Raw genomic sequence first — 17,520 nt, 5'->3', positions numbered from 1 at the left:
ATTCGACACACCCGGCAAGCGAGCCCCTCAGGTTACCCTTCGCCCTCAGTATTTTTCGGAGCTTCCGACTTGAACACCCGCCTCGCCCTTGCCCTTGCCGCTACCCTGGGCCTCGCCCTCCCGGCTTACAGCGTGACCGCCAACGCCGCCGCCAGCCAGACCGCTGAGCAGGCCAACCCGTTCTTCGCCGAGAGCACGCTGCCGCTGCACTACCCGCAGTTCGACAAGATCAAGGACGCTGACTTCGCGCCGGCTTTCGACGCGGGCATGGCCGAGCAGTTGAAGGAAGTGGAGGCGATTGCCAACAACCGTGCCGCGCCGACCTTCGAGAACACCCTGATCGCGCTGGAAAACAGCGGCGCCACCCTCGACCGCGCCACCACCGTGTTCTTCGCGCTGATCGGCGCCGATACCAACGACACGCGCAAGAAGCTGCAAGCCGACTACTCGGCCAAATTCGCCGCCCACAGCGATGCCATCAACCTCAACGGCAAGCTGTTCGCGCGCATCGAAACGCTCTACAACAACCGCGCCAAGCTGGGCCTGGACGCTGAAGGCCTGCGTCTGGTCGAGAAGTACCACGACAATTTCGTCCGCGCCGGCGCCAAGCTGTCCGACGCCGACAAGGCCAAGCTCAAGGACATGAATGCCGAGCTGGCCAACCTGGGCACCAAGTTCAGCCAGAACGTGCAGGCCGAGGTCAACGCTTCGTTCATCGTGGTCGATGACGTCAAGCAGCTCGATGGCCTGTCGGCCGAGCAGATCGCCGCCGCTTCGGAAGCCGCCAAGGCCCGCAAGCTGGAGGGCAAGTACGTCATCGCCCTGCTCAACACCACCGGCCAGCCGCCGCTGACCAACCTGACCAACCGCGAGCTGCGCCAGAAGATCTACGAAGCCTCGATCTCGCGCGGCAGCAAGGGTGGCGAGTACGACAACACCGCCCTGGTCTCGCGCATCATGACCCTACGTGCCGAGAAGGCCGCGCTGATGGGCTTTGCCAACTTCGCCAGCTACTCGCTGGGCAACCAGACCGCCAAGACCCCGGAAGCGGTCAACGCCATGCTCGGCCAGCTGGCCCCGGCCGCCGTCACCAATGCCCGCCGCGAAGCCGCCGACCTGCAGGCGATGATCGACGCCGAGCAGAAGGCCGCCGGCAAGGCAACCTTCGAGCTGCAGCCGTGGGACTGGGCCTTCTACAGCGAGAAGGTGCGCCAGGCCAAGTACAACTTCGACGAATCGCAGCTCAAGCCGTACTTCGAGCTGAAGACCGTGCTGGAAGACGGCGTGTTCTTCGCCGCAGGCAAGGAATTCGGCCTGACCTTCAAGCAGCGCACCGACCTGCCGGTGTACCACGCCGATGTCACCGTCTATGACGTGTTCGACGCCGACGGCACCCAGCTGGCGATCTTCCTGTTCGACCCGTACGCACGTGAGTCCAAGCGCGGTGGCGCGTGGATGAACTCCTACGTGTCGCAGTCGGAGCTGACCGGTGACAAGCCGGTGGTGGCCAACCACCTCAACATCCCCAAGCCGCCGGCCGGCAAGCCGACCCTGCTGACCTGGGACGAAGTGACCACCACCTTCCACGAGTTCGGCCACGCGCTGCACGGCATGTTCTCGGACGTGAAGTACCCGTACTTCTCGGGCACCGCGGTGCCGCGTGACTTCGTCGAGTTCCCGTCGCAGGTCAACGAGATGTGGGCCGACGAGCCGACCATCCTGGCCAACTACGCCAAGCACTACCAGAACGGCTCGGCGATGCCGCAGGCGCTGCTGGACAAGGTGGTTGCCGCGTCCAAGTTCAACCAGGGCTTTGCCACCACCGAGTATCTGGGCGCAGCGATGCTGGACCAGAGCTGGCACCAGATCGGCGTCGGCCAGATCCCGGCACCGAAGGACGTGATGGCGTTCGAGCATGCCGCGCTGGTCAAGGACGGCATCTACTACGCGCCGGTACCGCCGCGTTACAAGACCCCGTACTTCAGCCACATCATGGGCGGCTACTCGGCCGGCTACTACGCCTACATCTGGTCCGAGGTGCTGGACGCCAACACCCAGAAGTGGTTCCGCGAGCACGGCGGCCTGTCGCGCGCCAACGGCGACCATTTCCGCAAGACCCTGCTGTCCAAGGGCGGCAGCGTCGATGCGATGGAGCTGTTCCGCAACTTCGCCGGCCACGAGCCGCAGATCGAGCCGCTGCTGGAGAAGCGTGGTTTGACCACCGGTGACGCGGCGAAGTAAGCGTCCGCGTTCAAAGTGGAATGAGAAACGCCCGGCCAAAAGCCGGGCGTTTTTTGTTGCCAGGGGTGAGACCTGGGCTGGCTGTCCTTGCTTACGTCGAAGGGCTACCCCTCCCCAACCCTCCCCTTGGCTGCGCCAAAGGGAGGGGGCGGTATTGCATGCCCTGCCAGGTCGCAGCGAAACCCGCTCTTGCCCCCTCCCTTTGGCGCAGCCAAGGGGAGGGTTGGGGAGGGGTAGCTTTTGAGCGACGAGGGCAGCCTTCGAACCCTCAGGTCCCAGCCTCAACAATCACCGTCGCGGTCATGCCATTGGCCAGCACCACGCCATTGCCGACAGTGCCCGGATCAAGCTTGATCCGCACCGGAATGCGCTGCGCCAAGCGCACCCAGTTGTAGGTCGGGTTGACGTTGGCCAGCAGGTCGCTGCCGGTAGGGCTGTCGGCGTCGGTGATGCCATGCGCGATGCTCTCGATGTGGCCGTGCAGGGGCTGCCCGCTCATCAACTGGATCTGCGCGCCCTCGCCCACCCGCAACTGCGCCAGCTTGGTTTCCTCGAAGTAGCCGTACACCCAGAACGAAGCGGTATCGATCACCGCCAACCGCGCCGCGCCGGCGCTGGCGTAGTCGCCGGCGCGTACTTCCAGGTTGGTGACATAACCGTCCACCGGCGCGCGCACCTGGGTGCGCTCCAGATTCAATGCCGCCGTATCCAGCGCGGCCTGTGCCTGCTCCACCGCGGCCAAGGCCTGCTGCTGTGACGCACTGGCCTGCTGCCGGCTGGCACGCGCCTGCGCCACGCCCGCACGCGCAGCCTGCACTGCACTGAGCGCGTCGCTGCGTGCTTCTTCGGAGATCAGGCTGCCGCCGATGCGCTGGCGCCGTTCGTACTGCTGCTGGTAACGGCTGGCGTTTGCACTTTGCTGCTCGGCACCGGCAGCGGCGGCCTGGATGCTTGCTCCCGCTGCGCGTGCGGCGGCCTGCGCGGCGGAAAGATTGGCCTGTGCCTGCGCCAATGCGTTGCGATAACGGGCCTGGTCGATGGTGTACAGCACGTCACCGCGCCGGATCAGCTGGTTGTCGCGCACCGCTACCGAGGTGACCGGCCCGGATACATCCGGCGCAACCCGCACCACTTCGGCACGCAGGCGTCCTTCGCGTGTCCATGGCGAGTACATGTAGTGCCGCCACATGGCCACAGCCACCAGCGCCGCGATCACGACAACCACGGAAGTAATGGAGATACGAAGCAGGGTTTGAGTCTTGGGGGACATGGAGATATCTCAGAACAGCAGCAGGCCGAAGCCGCCGAAAAGACAAACGAACAACGCCACGCGAAACAACGACGGATGCCACACATGCCGGTACCAGCCGCGTCGGCCGGCCACCGCGTCCAGCACCCACAACAGCACGCAGACCACGCAGAACAGCACCAGCAAACCCGGAAACAGGCTGCCGCCAAAAGCAAACTCAATGGGCATGGGAAGCAGGCTCCTGGTTCGGCTCGACCGGGGTGATGTAGGCGGCCATTACCGAGTGGTCATCCACCATTGCCAGCCTTACCAGCCGCAGATGGCGCAGTACTTTCTTCACACCGGGCGCAGTCGCTTGCGCGCGCGCTGCATCGATGGCCCGCTGCAGTTGTTCATCGGTCTGGCGCCACGCCGCGCGCGAAGGCGCGGCAAAGAAGCTGGCCAGCGCCACCACCGCAGACTGCACCAGATGTTGCAGTGACACGGGCAACGGCTCCTTGGCCAGGTCGTGGCGCAGATGGATCAGGGCGCGGCCGGTTTCGTTGACCGCCAGCGCCCAGGCCAGCAGGCTGCGCGAGGCGTCACTGCCCGGCACGGTATGCGCCACGATCTGATGGACCAGGTCGCTGTTCGTGCTTTCAAACCGGTGCCGCAGGCCAGGCAACGGCCCTTGCGCGGCCAGCCGCACCTGTCCGCGCAGCGCGGCCATCTGCCGGCGCCGCAGCCAACCGCTGCCCACGGCTGGCGGCAGCAGCAGGAAACTCACGCCCGCCGCAGCCAAGCCGGCCGCCTGTGCCAGCGCATCGTTGAAGAACAGCTGCGGGTTGAATGGCATCGGGTTGCCGATGGCCAGGATGCTGACCAGCGCCATCGTGTAGCCCAGACCGAAAGCGCCGGACTTCGGCCGGCTGGCCAGGTACAGGCCGGCGATCAGGAACGGCAATATTCCAGCCACCAGGAAGGCGTAGCCGTCCATCCGCGTCAGCACCCAGAACTCGCAGACATAACCGGCCAGCAGCCCCACCAGATAGCCGCCCAACAGCTTGCTGGTCAGCTGCGCCGCGTTGGGTGTGGTGGCGAACAGGCCGGAAAAAATCGTGGCCAGCAGCATCGCGTTGGCGCCCATCGGCCAGCCCGTTGCCACCCAGAACGTTCCCAGCAGCAACATCGTCGCCGTGGTGCGGATCAGCGTAAGCAGCGCGCCGGCATGGTCGTTGCCGCGCACGAAGCGCACACGCAGGTCAGCCACGGCCGGCACCACCCGATGCAGCAGATGGCCACGGGCACGGATGTAGTCCTCAAGCTCGTGGGTGAAACGGCGCAGCAGATCCATGCCGACGTCGAAGTCTTCGATCTGCGCGGGGTCGCCAAGCTCTTCGCGCAGGCGGGCTGCATGTACCGCAAGATTCTTCTGCACCTGGCGGATGTCATTGGCCAGCTGTTCCGGTGGCATGTCCTGCGGGTTTATCTGCAGGGCGACGCCCAAGGGCTGATACAGCGCCAGCAACGCCTGGGCGGCCGGGGTGCCCTGCCGCAGCAGCCGGTTGATCAGGTGATGCAGCGACTGGAAGCTGGTGGACACCGCCATGAAGCGCTGGTTGAACTGCAACAGATGCACGCTGCGCGCCCGTGCCTCCGGGTCCTCGAAGATCACCGAGCTACGCAGGTCTTCCAACGCAACCGCATCACGCACTGCGCGCAGATGTACCTGCTCCATGCGTTCGCGCGGCAACTGGCCCTGCAATGCCTCGCGCACGAATTCCAGGAAGTTGGCGTACTGTGCGCGCACCGCGCTGCGCAGCGTGTCGCGCAGGCGCACCGGCAACACCGTGTCGCTGATCACCGCGCTGACCGCCAGTCCCAGCATCACTTCGGAAATGCGCGCCACGGCCGAATCGAACACATGGCCCGGATGGGTGGCGATCACCGGCAAGGCGATGATCGCCGCGGTGTAGCCTGCCAGTACGAACGCATAGGATTTGAAGTTGCGATACAGCGTGGCGCCAGCCGCACACGCGCCGATCCACAACGCCATCACCAGCAGGAACGGCGCGCTCTGCTGCGGAAACAAGGCCACAATCAACAGCGCGGCCAGCGCACCCACCAGCGTGCCCAGCACCCGGTAGAAGCCCTTGGCCAGCACCATGCCGCTCTGCCGGTGCATGACGATCACCGTGGTCAGCATCGCCGTGCCCGGTTGCGGCAACTGCATGCGCATGGCCAGCCAGCCGGTCAGGAACAGCGACAGCGCCGTGCGCAGCACGAACAGCCAGGTGTCGGCCTCGCCTTTGAGAAAGCCGCGCAGGCCGTGGTACCAACGGCCATCGCCGGCAGCAGCAGAGACTTGTGAAGGAACAGCGGACATCGTCTGCCTCAGACCGCGTCCACGCTGTCGAGCATCTTCTTGAGCAGCTGCTCCAACCGATGCTGCTCGGGTTCGCTCAGACCCTGCACCTGCTGGCGCAGCAGCCGCGACATGTCCGGCAACAGGCGTTCGACCAAGGCGACGCCATCAGCGGTGAGACGCAGCTCCAGCTTGCGGCGGTCCTCGGCGTGCGGAATGCGTTCGATCAAACCCTTGCCGTGCAGCTGGTCGCTCAGGCGGGTGATGTTGGCCGACTTCTCGGTGGCCGCGTCTGCCAGCTCGGACGGGCTCAACGGCCGGTCCGGCGTTCCGTACAACATCATCAGCGCGTTGTACTCGGCGTGGCTGAGATCGTAGTCACGCAGCACCGCGTTGGCGTGATCGTGCACGGTCTTGTACAGACCCTTGATCAGCCGCACCAGCACTGCCGGCTCACGCGGAAACCCAGGCCAGCGTTGGCAGGTGGCGTCGATACGGATTTCAGTCGGGTCGAAGCTGCTCATCGCGATAAACCGATGGGGAGGATCGACGTATTACACAACTGTAATATCAACAAGTAAACGTAAATCGAAGCGCCGGCCCAACAACCTTAACCGGCGTTCATCTTTGAACCACGTGGTCCTGGTGTCGTCGCCAGCCCGCAGGCCGGCATGAAGCCCAGCAGCAGACCCATCGACCATCAGGTCTGCCGGGCTTCGATCCCGGCCGGCGGGTCCCGCCGTTCTTCAGCGCGGCGCTACGTAGCCGCTGCGCACGCCACGCGGTGACAGCACCAACTGCCACAGCTGCGAATGACGGGTCCGGAACGTGGCCATGGAGGCAGCCAGGTAGAAGCGCCACATGCGCCGGAAACGCTCGTCGTAACGCGGATCAAGCCGGCCCCAGGCAGCCTCCACGTTGCTGCGCCAGGCCTGCAGGGTGCGGTCGTAATCGGTGCCGAAGTTGTGCCAGTCCTCCAGCACGAACAGCCCTTCCATCGCGGTGCTGATCTGCGCGGCCGAGGGCAACATGGAATTGGGAAAGATGTACTTGGCGATCCACGGGTCGGTGCGATCGCGGCTGACGTTGGTGCCAATGCTGTGCAGCAGGAACAGGCCGTCCTCGCCCAGGCAGCGCCGGGCGACTTCGAAGTAGGTGCGGTAGTTCTTGACCCCGACGTGCTCGAACATCCCCACCGACAGGATTGCGTCGAAATCCTCGTCCAGCTCGCGGTAGTCCTGCAGACGGATCTCCACCGGCAGCCCGGCGCACAAGGCACGTGCAAACTCGGCCTGCTCGCTGGAGATCGTCACGCCAACACCCTGCACGCCGTAGCGCTCGGCGGCGTACTTGAGCGCCTCGCCCCAGCCGCAGCCGATATCCAGCACGCGCATGCCCGGTTGCAGGCCGAGCTTGCGGCAGATCAGATCGAGCTTGGCTTCCTGCGCCTCGTCCAGGCTGCGGGCCTGGGCCCAGTAGCCACAGCTGTAGACCAGCCGCTTGCCAAGCATGGCCTGGTACAGGTCGTTGCCGAGGTCGTAATGGCGCTTGCCCACTTCATAACTGCCCTGCCCGGCCTGCAGGTTGAACAGTTTGGCCTTGAGCGCGTCCCAGACGTCCCCGCTGCCATGCACCCGCTCGTCCAGGCGCGCATCGAGCAGGTGGGTCAGGAAACCATCCAGCGAATGGGCCTGCCACCAGCCTTCCATGTAGCTCTCGCCCAGACCCAGCGAGCCTTCGGCCAGTACCCGCGCGTAGAAGCGCGGGTCCAGCACATCGATGTCCTGCGGGCGTTGCCCACCGGCCACGACATCAGCTTCGTTCAACAGCGCTTCCACACGGCGTTGCAGTCCAGCATCCATCGCTGCCCTCCACGGCGTTCTTTACGGGTGAGCGAACAGCTCCCGATAGCTGGCTGCCACGTGCGGCAGCAGCACGGCCGCCGGCACATCGACGGTCTGGGTGCCATCCGAGTACGGCCCCACCTGGTACGGCGGGAACACGAAACGCAGCGCGCTGATCCGTCCGGCCTCGTCTAGCACCGGCTGGAACTGGCTGAAATTGCCGGCGTCCGGCGAGGTACCTTCGTCGATCATCCTGGACAGGTTGCGCACCTGAGCCTGCTGCTCCTCCGGCGCGATGTCCTCACCCTGGGTGCGGACCATGGCCTGTTCCAGCAGCTTGTCCTCGACATAGTCGCTGACCGCCTGCCAACCCGGCGCGGTACCGATCAGGTCTTCAGCCTTGAGCAGCTTCTGCTGCTCCGGCAACCAGACAAAACGACCCACCAGCGGCTGCCCGTGCGCGCCCCCGGTGTAGCTGCTGCCGTCCACCGCCACGGTCACCACCTTCGGGGTTTCGGTCAGCATGTCGAAGGACAGCGACAGCTCATACGGAGCGGTTGGCTTGTCGTTGCCCAACCCGCTCACGGACTTGAGCAGCTCAGCCTTGGCGTGCTCTGCGTAGCTGCTCAGCTCGCGGGCCAGACCGGGGTACTTGGCTGCTGCCGGCGGGTAGCTGATGCCGACCATGTAACTGGGGGTCTGTTCGATGACGTCGGCCAGGTCGACCGTATCGGTCGTCGGCGCAGCCGCGCCTGCGTCGGCCTGCGGGGCGGCCGGTGCCGGTGGTGCGCCTGAAGCTTCCTGCTGCTGCCCATCCTGCCGGCAGCCTGCCAATGCCAACAGCAACACCGCTGTGGCAAACGATCCCTGTGCAAATCTTTTCATGCGCTCTGTCCTCGATAATCCAGCCGCCCGGGCGGGCCTGGCCAAGCGCGCGGATTATCCCAGCAGGGCTGTGTATTCGCCATGACGTTGCATGAAAGCCGCCGCGTACGCACAGGCCGGTACGACCTTGAGCCCATTGCTGCGTGCATGTTCCAGCGCCGCGCGGGTCAGCTCGGCGGCAATGCCGCGCCCACCGATGGCCTGCGGCACACCGGTGTGGGTGATGACCATGACCCCGTTCTCCAGCTCGTAATCCAGCACCGCGCGGTGCCCGTCCACGGTGGTCTCGAAACAGTGTTCGGCAGGGTTGTGCTGGATGGAAGCCGGTGCGGTCATGGACGTACTCCGTGTGAGGGCCAGGGACCACCATCGTAGGCCGGGACGCTGTCCCGGCAAAGCAGCGCCAGGAACGCAGGCAGGGATGCGATCCCAGCCTGCGCCAACCCGATCAGCGGCCGAAGCTGGGGTTCATCAGATTGGTCAGGAAGTGCTGCAGCAGGTCCGGCGACATGAACAGCATGAACATCACGCCGAACGCGGCACCGGCCAGGTGCGCGCTATGGTTGACGTTGTCGCCGCCCTTCTTGTCCATCCAGATGCTGTAGCCCACATAGAACAGGGCGTACAGGATGGCCGGGGCCGGGATGAAGAACACGAAGATCAACGACCACGGCGCCACCAGGATGTAGGCGAACAACACCGCCGACACCGCACCGGACGCACCCAGGCTCATGTAGTTGGGGTTCTTCTGGTTCTTCAGGTAGCTGGGCAGGATCGAGACCACCAGCGCCAGCAGATAGAACAGCGGGAACACCCACCAATGCCCGGTCAGCCGCCCCATCAATGCTTCGATGGGGCGCCCGAAGAAGAACAGCGTGACCATGTTGAACAGCAGGTGCGAAAAATCCGCATGCAGGAAACCGTAGGTCACCAGCCGGTCGTACTGCTTGTGACGGTCGACCGCCGGCGGCCACAGGATCAGCCGGTCAGCGAGCTTGCGGTTGTTGAAGCCCTGCCAGGACACCAGTGCGGTGATGGCAATCAGAATCAGGGTGATCACGCCTTGTATCCTCAAGCCGCCCGGTAGTTGTCGACCACTTTATAGCGCCGCGCGTACAGGCCGAAAGCCAAGGCCGCCAACAACGCGAAACCGGCGAAGAAGAACATCTGGAACGCGGTCACGCTCAGGCCGGTGGTGGCGATGTTGGTGGTCACCGCATCATTGCGCACCGCGAAGTTGGCCAGCAGCACCCACAGGTTGCCGACCGTGGTGGTCAGGTTCCAGAAGCTCATCACCACGCCCTTCATCGACTGCGGGGCCTGGCTGTAGGCGAACTCCAGGCCGGTGGCCGAGACCAGCACCTCGCCGAAGGTCAGCAGCGCGTATGGCAGGATCTGCCAGACGATGGACATCGGCTCGCCGCCGTCCATCACCACCTGGATGCCACCGATCACGATCCAGGCCAGGCCGCTGAAGGCGATGCCTGCGGTCATGCGGCGCAGCGCGGTGGGCTCCCAACCGAGCTTGGCCAGCATCGGATACAACACCAGGTTGTTGAACGGGATCAGGATCATCACCAGCGCCGGATTCAACGCCTGCATCTGCGAGGCCACGAACCACGCCGGCTTGGTCATCTCCTCGCCCTGCAGCACCCAGGTCGAAGCCTTCTGGTCGAACAGCGAATGGAACGGGGTGACCAGGGCGAAGATCACCAGCACGCGCAGCACGTTGCGCACGCCGTTGACCGCTTCATCGGGGTGAACGCCACGGGCGCGGTCCAGCTGCAGCCACGCACCGCCGCCCACGCCGGCAATGATCAGCACCAACGCGATACAGGCCGCGATCACGAAGCCCAGCACCGGGGTCATCGCCAGCGACACCACCGCAGCAACCAGACCCAGGCCGGCCAGCAACATGCCCGGGCGGCCCTTGCCAGCCTTCTGGGCGAACAGCGCGGTGCGGATGACCTTGCTGAAGGAATGCGGGTTCTCGGCCGTGTCCGGCTTGATCAGCACGTACTTCTTGCGGCCCAGCCAGAACACGAAGGTGGCGATGAACATCAGCAGGCCCGGAATGCCGAAGGCCACGGCCGGGCCGAAGTTCTTCAGGAACAGCGGCATGGTCAGCGAGGCGAACAGCGAGCCGAAATTGATGATCCAGTAGAAGGCGTCGAATACCTTCTTGGCCAGGTGCTTGTTGCTCTGGTCGAACTGGTCACCGACGAACGAGGCCACCAGCGGCTTGATGCCACCGGCACCGAAGGCGATCAGGCCCAGGCCGGCGAAGAAGCCCATGCGGCTTTCCTCGAACATGGCCAGGAACGCATGGCCCAGGCAGTACACCAGGCTGAAGGACAGGATGGTGTTGTACTTGCCGAAGAAGCGGTCGGCGACCCAGCCGCCCAGCAGCGGGAAGAAGTACACACCGATCATGAAGGTGTGCATCAGGTCCTTGGCCGCCAGCGCGCGCTCACCCGAATCCAGGATGTGCTGCAGCAGCGTGGAGGTGATCAGGAACTGCACCAGGATGTTGCGCATCCCGTAGAAGCTGAACCGTTCGCAGCCCTCATTGCCGATGATGTAGGGAATCTGGCGGGGCATTGTGCCCTTTGGGGCGGGGCTTGCTGCTACGTGACTGGTCGTCATCTGAAGGCGATCCGTTGGTACAAAGGTCGCAAGCGTAACCGATCACGCTGCCATCACGCCTGCCTGGCCAGGCCCGGCGCTGTACCCGGTGTGGCGGTCTGCACGACCTCTAGACGGGGCCGGCGCTAGGATAAGGACTCGTCCCTGCGGGTTTTTCTGATGTTGCGTTTGGGCTGCTTTGGCTTGCTGGTGCTTTCATTTTCGGTATTAGCGGAGCCGGCCACACCGGTCATCAAGATCGCCAGCCTGCGTCTGCCCACGGCCGCCGAGGCCTGGACCGACAATCGCGAACGCATCGTCGAGCTCATGCAGGGCCTGCAAGCCGACGTGATCGTGGTGCAGGACGTGCACCAGTCCGGCGACACCGCCAACCCGGCGTGCTGGCTCGGCGGACGACTCAAATACAGCTGCGACTTCATCAGCTCCGACCGCCCCAGCCAGCCCGAACGCCATGGCAGCGCGGTGCTGAGCCGGCTGACCGCACTGGAGGATGCCATCACCCTGCTGCATGGTGACCAGACCCCGGCTGCCGCCGGCATGCAACGCCTGCAGCTGAACCAGGCCCAGTTGAACCTCTATGTGGCACGGATGCGGCCGGGCGAGAACAGCACCGTCGCCCGTGGCCATCAGGCGGCCGATCTGCGCTCGTGGATGGACGCCACCAGCGATGGCCTGCCCACGCTGATCGTCGGCGATTTCGCCGCCACCACCGACGAGCTGGTGCGTCAGTTGCCGGGGTTCCAACCGATGCGGCGCAATCCTTCGGCGTACCGGCGCGACGCCCGCGCGGGCAAGGCGGACAACGAACATGGCATGGACGTGCTTTATCAGGTCCGCAGTTTCGCCGACATCTCGCGCCGGCCCATCGAGCTCACGACCGGATCGGAAGCGGATGCACCATTGGTGCTGGGCATGCTGGCCACCTTGCGGGTAACCCGGGTGGTCAGCGAGCAGCCCGCCGCCGCTCCCTGAAAGCGCCCGGAATTACTGGAGCGGCCTCGGCCGCGAAGCACGTATCCGCTGACGCATCATGTCGTTGGCAATCCTGCAATGGCAGTTCACGCCGACGGCCTGGCCTTGCCAATTTCGCGGCTCAAGCCGCTCCTACGGCATCCACTACCTGCGATTGCCATGAAATCGCATGCGGATGCACCGCTGGTGCTCGAATTGCCGCCCCTGCCCCGGAGACTGGCCGGCCTTGTAGGAGCGGCCTCGGCCGCGAGGCACGTATCCGCTGACGCGCCATGTCGTCGGCACCCTCGCGATGGCAGTTCGCGCCGTAGATCTGGCATTGCCGGCTTCGCGGCCGAGGCCGCTCCTACAACGTCCTTTTTTTCAAGACGCCCAACATCTGCCAGAAACAACAAAGGCTGGGCATCTCTGCCCAGCCTCTGTATTTCCGCCTGCCCTACCGTCTCGAAGACACGGCAGGCATGGCGCCTGGATCAGGCGATGGCGGCCTGGTAACGACGCTCGACTTCGTTCCAGTCGACCACGTTGAAGAACGCGCCGATGTATTCCGGACGACGGTTCTGGTACTTCAGGTAGTAGGCGTGTTCCCACACATCCAGCGCCAGGATCGGGGTGTTGCCGTCCATCAGCGGGCTGTCCTGGTTGGCCGAGGACTCCACGACCACCTTCTTGTCCGGGGTCACGCTCAACCACGCCCAGCCGCTGCCGAAACGGGTCAGTGCCGCCTTGGTGAAGGCTTCCTTGAACTTCTCGAAGCCGCCCAGCTGCGCGTCGATCGCCTTGGCCACGTCACCGACCGGCTGGCCGCCGCCGTTGGGCGACATCACCGTCCAGAACAGCGAGTGGTTTGCATGGCCACCACCGTTGTTGCGCACCGGGCCCTGCAGGTTTTCCGGCAGCGACTTGGTCTTCTTGACCAGCTCTTCCACCGGCAGGTCGGCGTATTCGGTGCCTTCCAGCGCAGCGTTGACGTTGTTGATGTAGGTCTGGTGGTGCTTGGAGTGATGGATTTCCATCGTGGCCGCGTCGATATGCGGTTCCAGGGCGTCGTATGCGTAAGGCAGCGTGGGCAGGGTATAGGCCATGAGGGATCTCCTTTAGATACCGGGTTTTCGTGCCCGACCGAAAAGTCGGGCAGTGCGCTATGAATGGTAGGGACGAACGAGCAACTTACCAAGGGCGATGTAAAGGAAACTTTGTCCCGCTACTGGGTCAGCAGCCACACCATCGCAACACACGCCCGCTTTGTTACCCGAACGTGAAACGGATGCTGGCGAGCTTGCCGTTCAAAAAAGACACCGCGCTGGCCTGATAATCACCCCCTGTTCCGCAACCTGCACCATCTCCCATGCGCAAGCCCTTACTCCTGGTCATCGCTGTCATCCTCCTCATCGGAGGGTTGTGGGGAATGCGCGTGGTGCAGCAACCGCCGCCACCGCAGTTCGCACCGTCGCTGACCCAGGACTCGAGCCTGCCCGCTACTCCCGCACCCCCTGCTGGACAGGCCAGCAAGCCCAGGGACCCATTGCCGGCCTTCCTGCCTGCCGAAGCGCGCGAAACCATTGCATTGATCCAACGCGGCGGTCCCTACCCGCACCGCAAGGACGGCAGCGTGTTCGGCAACCGCGAGCGACTGCTGCCACAGCGTCCACGCGGCTATTACCGCGAATACACCGTGGATACACCCGGACTGGATCATCGTGGCGCCAAGCGCATCGTGACCGGCGGCGATCCGCCCGATGCCTGGTACTACACCGACGACCACTACGAGAGCTTCCGCAGTTTTGAAGTTCCCGCATCGGGAGAACAGCAATGACTGACAGCGGTTTCGACATGGGCCTGGAAGACGCGAGCCAGGCAGGCGTCTACGGCGTCGCCCACGGCGATCTGGGCGGCTTGGCCGCGGTAGCACGCGATGCCGGGCTGCGGGTTTGCCGGATTGATCTGGAAGACTGTGCCGACAAGCGCACGCTACTGATGCGCATCGGCACCCAACTGGATTTCCCGCCGGGCTGGGGCCGCAACTGGGATGCGCTTTCCGACGCACTGCGCGACCTGTCCTGGCTGCCGGCCAACGGCTATGCCCTGCTGTTCAACGACGCCGACTGCCTGCGCCAGTCAAGCATCGAGGACTTCAACACGTTGCTCGACGTTCTTTCCGAAGCCTCGGCCAGTTGGGCCGAAGACGCCGTTCCGTTCTGGGCGTTTCTGGAGCTGCCCGAAGGCGGCATCGTGGACGGCGCGACGCTTAACTGAGCTCGGATTCGGGATTCGCCATCGTGCTGCACCCTGGCTGGGATGAAGTCCCAGCCCCTGCCCGCCCGCGCAGGAGCGCGTAAGCCGCGAAGCTGACCACAGCGCGCGACATCCCACAGTCACGAACGCTCGGCCCCAACGGCTGCAATCGCCCGCACTCCCTGCCCTCCAGAATCCCGGACTCGCGGCTTACGCCGCTCCTGCAGCCGCCGGGCGTTCCTGCTGACAAGCTACGGATTGCCAGCCTTCACCCGCTGCACCAACCCGTCCAGCTGCTGGGCCTGGACCTTGTCCACGATTGCGGAGAAGCCGGACAGGTCATCGGGCGTGTAGCCGCCGGCGCGATAACGCCACGTCACCCGTGTGTTCCTGCCTTCAGCCTTGAGCGTCCATTCGGCGACGCCATGCAGGCCCATGCCCTGCAGCGGCCCCAACCCACCGGTCATGCGCAGGGTGCGTGCGGGGTCAACGAACACCACCTGCAGGTGTTGGGCCTGCTGCCCACCCGCTGTTTCGCAGAAACAGCCACCGGCACGCGGGTCGATGCTGAGCCGCGAGGCCCTGCCCCACCAGCTGTGATCCTTGGGCCACCATTGGTCGACCTCATCGATCATCACCGCCCATACCCGCTCCGGCGATGCCTGGACGACGGCACTGTTCTCAACGGTGAAACCGCCGGGCGCGGCGTCTTTGACCTCGGCATGGAGCGGCAAGGCCAGGATGGCCGCCAACACGGCGACACCTGCACGGATGCGACGCATAAGGCCTCCCGGGCCGTAAAGCCGCAGCATGCCAGTTGCGATGCGCCTGTGGTAGCGCCGCAGGAACGAGGTTGGTCGTGAAGCCGGCGGCGTGTCAGGACGCGCGATTTGCGCGGGCGGCAAACGGCGGCGTGCTCATTGCGAGCATTGAAATCTGGCGCGGTCAGACAATTCCGGCTTCGCGGCTGACGCCTCTCCTGCATGGGTTGCGACGTCACCGCACCAGTCGAGAACGAGCGTTCACAGGGTTCATTGCAGTTGCGGGAATCCAGCGTTCTTCATGGATTCCTGGCCTCGCGGCTGACGCCGCTCCTACAGGAGCGGCGTCGTCGAAAATTGCTGGCTTCGCGCGGCCGGCGCCGCCCCTACGGGAGCAGCGCCCTGGGCCGGGGTGCAACCCCGGCCGTTCGGTCTCAGCTGTCCAGTTCCTGCCAGCGCGCGTAGGCCGCATCCAGCTCGGCCTGCACCTTGGTCAGCTGCTGGGTGTGCGCGGTCACTTCAGCGCTGGAACGGGTGTAGAACGACGGATCATTCATCGCGCTGGTCAGGCCTTCCACGTCCAGTTCCAGCTTCTCGATCTTTGCCGGCAGCTGTTCCAGTTCGCGTGCGTCCTTGAAGCTGAGCTTGCGCTTGGCCGCTGCCGGCTCTGCAACCGGGGCGGCCGGCTTGGCCGCAGGTGCGGCGGTCGCCGAAGCCTTGGCCACGGCCATGCCGCTCATCGCCGGTGCCGGGCGCTGGCGCAGCGAGTCGCTGTAGCCACCGATGTAATCACCCACCTTGCCCTCGCCTTCCAGCACCAGCGTGGAGGTCACCACGTTGTCGAGGAAGTCACGGTCATGGCTGACCAGCAGCAGCGTGCCGGTGTAGTCGCCCAGCAGCTCTTCCAGCAGCTCCAGGGTTTCCACGTCCAGGTCGTTGGTCGGTTCGTCCATCACCAGCAGATTGGACGGCTGCGCGAACAGCTTGGCCAGCAGCAGGCGGTTGCGCTCGCCGCCGGACAGGCGGGTGATCGGTGCGCGCGCACGTTCCGGGGTGAACAGGAAGTCCTGCAGGTAGGCATGCACATGCTTGCGCTTGCCGTTGAGGTCGATGAAGTCCGCGCCTTCGGCCACGTTCTCGATCGCGCTCCAGTCCTCGCGCAGGGTGGCGCGGTACTGGTCGAAATAGGCGATCTGCAGATTGGTGCCCTGGCGCACTTCGCCGCTGTCCGGCTGCAGCTCGCCCAGCAGCAGTTTGAGCAAGGTGGTCTTGCCGCTGCCGTTGGGGCCGATCAGGCCGATGCGGTCACCGCGCAGGATCACGGTCGAGAAGTCCTTGATCATCGTGCGTTGACCGAACGAGAAGTTCACGTCCTTGATGTCGATGACCTTCTTGCCGGAGTTCTCCGCACCCGCGGCTTCCAGCTTGACGTTGCCACCCAGCTCGCGGCGCTGCACGCGCTCGTTGCGCATGGCTTTCAAGCGGCGCACACGGCCTTCGTCGCGGGTACGACGGGCCTTGATGCCCTGCCGGATCCACACTTCTTCCTGGGCCAGCAGCTTGTCGAAGCGGGCGTTCTCCTGCGCCTGCGCGTTGAGGCGTTCCTCACGGCGGCGCTCGTAGTTTTCCCAGTCGCCCGGCCAGCTGGTGACCTGGCCGCGGTCGATCTCGACGATGCGGGTGGCCAGCGCGCGCAGGAAGCGACGGTCATGGGTAACGAACACCACGCAGCCATTCCAGCCCTTCAGGAAGCCTTCCAGCCAATCGATGGCTTCGATGTCCAGGTGGTTGGTCGGTTCGTCCAGCAGCAGCACGTCTGGGCCAGCAACCAGCGCGCGTGCCAACAGCACGCGGCGCTTCATACCACCAGACAAACGCCCGAATTCGGCATCGCCATCCAGCTCCAGCTTGGTCAGGGTTTCGGCCACGCGCTGATCCAGGCCCCAGCCATCGGCGGCGTCGATCTTGGCCTGCACGTTGCCCATAGCCTCGCCATCGAACACCTCTGCATGGCTCAGGCGGTGGAACTCAGCCAGCCAGTGGCCCAGTTCGCCCAGGCCATCGGCCACCACGTCGAACACGCTGCCGGCAGCGCCATGTGGCACCTCCTGCTCCAACCGGGTGACGCGCACGCCCTGCTGGACGCGCACCTCGCCGTCGTCGGGCTTGAGCTCGCCGGCCATCAGCTTCATCAAAGTGGATTTGCCGGCGCCGTTGCGGCCGATCAGGGCGATGCGTTCGCCGGTTTCGATCGACAGTTCGGCTTTTTCCAGCAACAACGGGCCGCCGACGCTGTAGTCGACGTTCTGCAAAGTAATCAAAGGCATCCGCCCATTGTACGGG

16 protein-coding genes are annotated in these 17,520 nt (G+C 64.8%); 4 read left to right on the top strand and 12 right to left on the bottom strand.

What is annotated here, in order from left to right; genetic code table 11:
* Window positions 1–69 precede the first annotated feature (69 nt).
* Complete coding sequence (locus tag LR961_RS08900) at window positions 70–2,241, top strand: M3 family metallopeptidase (RefSeq protein WP_232148393.1); 2,172 nt, start codon at window positions 70–72, stop codon at window positions 2,239–2,241.
* 268 nt (window positions 2,242–2,509) lie between these two features.
* Here the strand turns inward: LR961_RS08900 and LR961_RS08895 are convergent, their stop codons facing one another.
* From LR961_RS08895 to LR961_RS08855, 9 genes are all read right to left on the bottom strand, one after another.
* On the bottom strand, window positions 2,510–3,511 hold the full coding sequence (locus tag LR961_RS08895) for an HlyD family secretion protein (protein ID WP_232148391.1): 1,002 nt from the start codon (window positions 3,509–3,511) through the stop codon (window positions 2,510–2,512).
* 9 nt (window positions 3,512–3,520) lie between these two features.
* Complete coding sequence (locus LR961_RS08890; protein ID WP_232148389.1) at window positions 3,521–3,718, bottom strand: DUF1656 domain-containing protein; 198 nt, start codon at window positions 3,716–3,718, stop codon at window positions 3,521–3,523.
* A complete protein-coding gene (locus tag LR961_RS08885; RefSeq protein WP_232148387.1) occupies window positions 3,708–5,855 on the bottom strand; it encodes an FUSC family protein in 2,148 nt (715 codons plus the stop codon). Before LR961_RS08885 ends, LR961_RS08890 begins: the two co-directional genes overlap by 11 nt.
* An 8-nt stretch (window positions 5,856–5,863) precedes the next feature.
* Complete coding sequence (locus LR961_RS08880) at window positions 5,864–6,358, bottom strand: MarR family transcriptional regulator (protein ID WP_232148379.1); 495 nt, start codon at window positions 6,356–6,358, stop codon at window positions 5,864–5,866.
* 222 nt (window positions 6,359–6,580) lie between these two features.
* Window positions 6,581–7,696 carry a cyclopropane fatty acyl phospholipid synthase gene (gene cfa, locus LR961_RS08875; protein WP_232148377.1) on the bottom strand — a complete coding sequence of 372 codons (1,116 nt, stop codon included), beginning with the start codon at window positions 7,694–7,696 and terminating at the stop codon, window positions 6,581–6,583.
* A gap of 21 nt (window positions 7,697–7,717) precedes the next feature.
* Window positions 7,718–8,563, bottom strand: a complete 846-nt coding sequence (locus LR961_RS08870) for a DUF3298 and DUF4163 domain-containing protein (protein ID WP_232148375.1) — start codon at window positions 8,561–8,563, stop codon at window positions 7,718–7,720.
* Window positions 8,564–8,617: 54 nt separating this feature from the next.
* A complete protein-coding gene (locus tag LR961_RS08865; RefSeq protein ID WP_232148359.1) occupies window positions 8,618–8,899 on the bottom strand; it encodes a GNAT family N-acetyltransferase in 282 nt (93 codons plus the stop codon).
* A 112-nt stretch (window positions 8,900–9,011) separates the two neighbouring features.
* A complete protein-coding gene (locus LR961_RS08860; RefSeq protein WP_232148357.1) occupies window positions 9,012–9,623 on the bottom strand; it encodes a rhomboid family intramembrane serine protease in 612 nt (203 codons plus the stop codon).
* A gap of 11 nt (window positions 9,624–9,634) precedes the next feature.
* Window positions 9,635–11,209, bottom strand: coding sequence for an oligopeptide:H+ symporter (locus LR961_RS08855; RefSeq protein WP_232148356.1), 1,575 nt, complete (start codon window positions 11,207–11,209; stop codon window positions 9,635–9,637).
* 159 nt (window positions 11,210–11,368) lie between these two features.
* On the opposite strand from LR961_RS08855, the gene LR961_RS08850 reads away from it, so the two are divergent.
* Entirely contained in the window at window positions 11,369–12,181 is an 813-nt protein-coding gene (locus tag LR961_RS08850; RefSeq protein WP_232148346.1) for an endonuclease/exonuclease/phosphatase family protein, read from the top strand.
* Window positions 12,182–12,654: 473 nt separating this feature from the next.
* On the opposite strand, the gene LR961_RS08845 is transcribed toward LR961_RS08850, so the two are convergent.
* On the bottom strand, window positions 12,655–13,266 hold the full coding sequence (locus LR961_RS08845) for a superoxide dismutase (RefSeq protein ID WP_232148344.1): 612 nt from the start codon (window positions 13,264–13,266) through the stop codon (window positions 12,655–12,657).
* A 263-nt stretch (window positions 13,267–13,529) separates the two neighbouring features.
* Between LR961_RS08845 and LR961_RS08840 the strand changes: the two genes are divergently transcribed.
* Complete coding sequence (locus LR961_RS08840; protein WP_232148343.1) at window positions 13,530–13,997, top strand: ribonuclease domain-containing protein; 468 nt, start codon at window positions 13,530–13,532, stop codon at window positions 13,995–13,997.
* Window positions 13,994–14,437, top strand: a complete 444-nt coding sequence (locus LR961_RS08835) for a barstar family protein (protein ID WP_232148341.1) — start codon at window positions 13,994–13,996, stop codon at window positions 14,435–14,437. Before LR961_RS08840 ends, LR961_RS08835 begins: the two co-directional genes overlap by 4 nt.
* A gap of 230 nt (window positions 14,438–14,667) precedes the next feature.
* Here the strand turns inward: LR961_RS08835 and LR961_RS08830 are convergent, their stop codons facing one another.
* A complete protein-coding gene (locus LR961_RS08830) occupies window positions 14,668–15,198 on the bottom strand; it encodes an SRPBCC domain-containing protein (RefSeq protein WP_232148339.1) in 531 nt (176 codons plus the stop codon).
* 413 nt (window positions 15,199–15,611) lie between these two features.
* On the bottom strand, window positions 15,612–17,504 hold the full coding sequence (locus LR961_RS08825; RefSeq protein ID WP_232148337.1) for an ATP-binding cassette domain-containing protein: 1,893 nt from the start codon (window positions 17,502–17,504) through the stop codon (window positions 15,612–15,614).
* Window positions 17,505–17,520 lie beyond the last annotated feature (16 nt).

Origin of the sequence: Stenotrophomonas sp. SY1 (genome assembly GCF_021202945.1) — a bacterium.
Classification (GTDB): domain Bacteria; phylum Pseudomonadota; class Gammaproteobacteria; order Xanthomonadales; family Xanthomonadaceae; genus Stenotrophomonas.
Note: the sequence above shows the minus strand (reverse complement) of the source record. Positions and strands in the feature narration are given on the sequence as shown.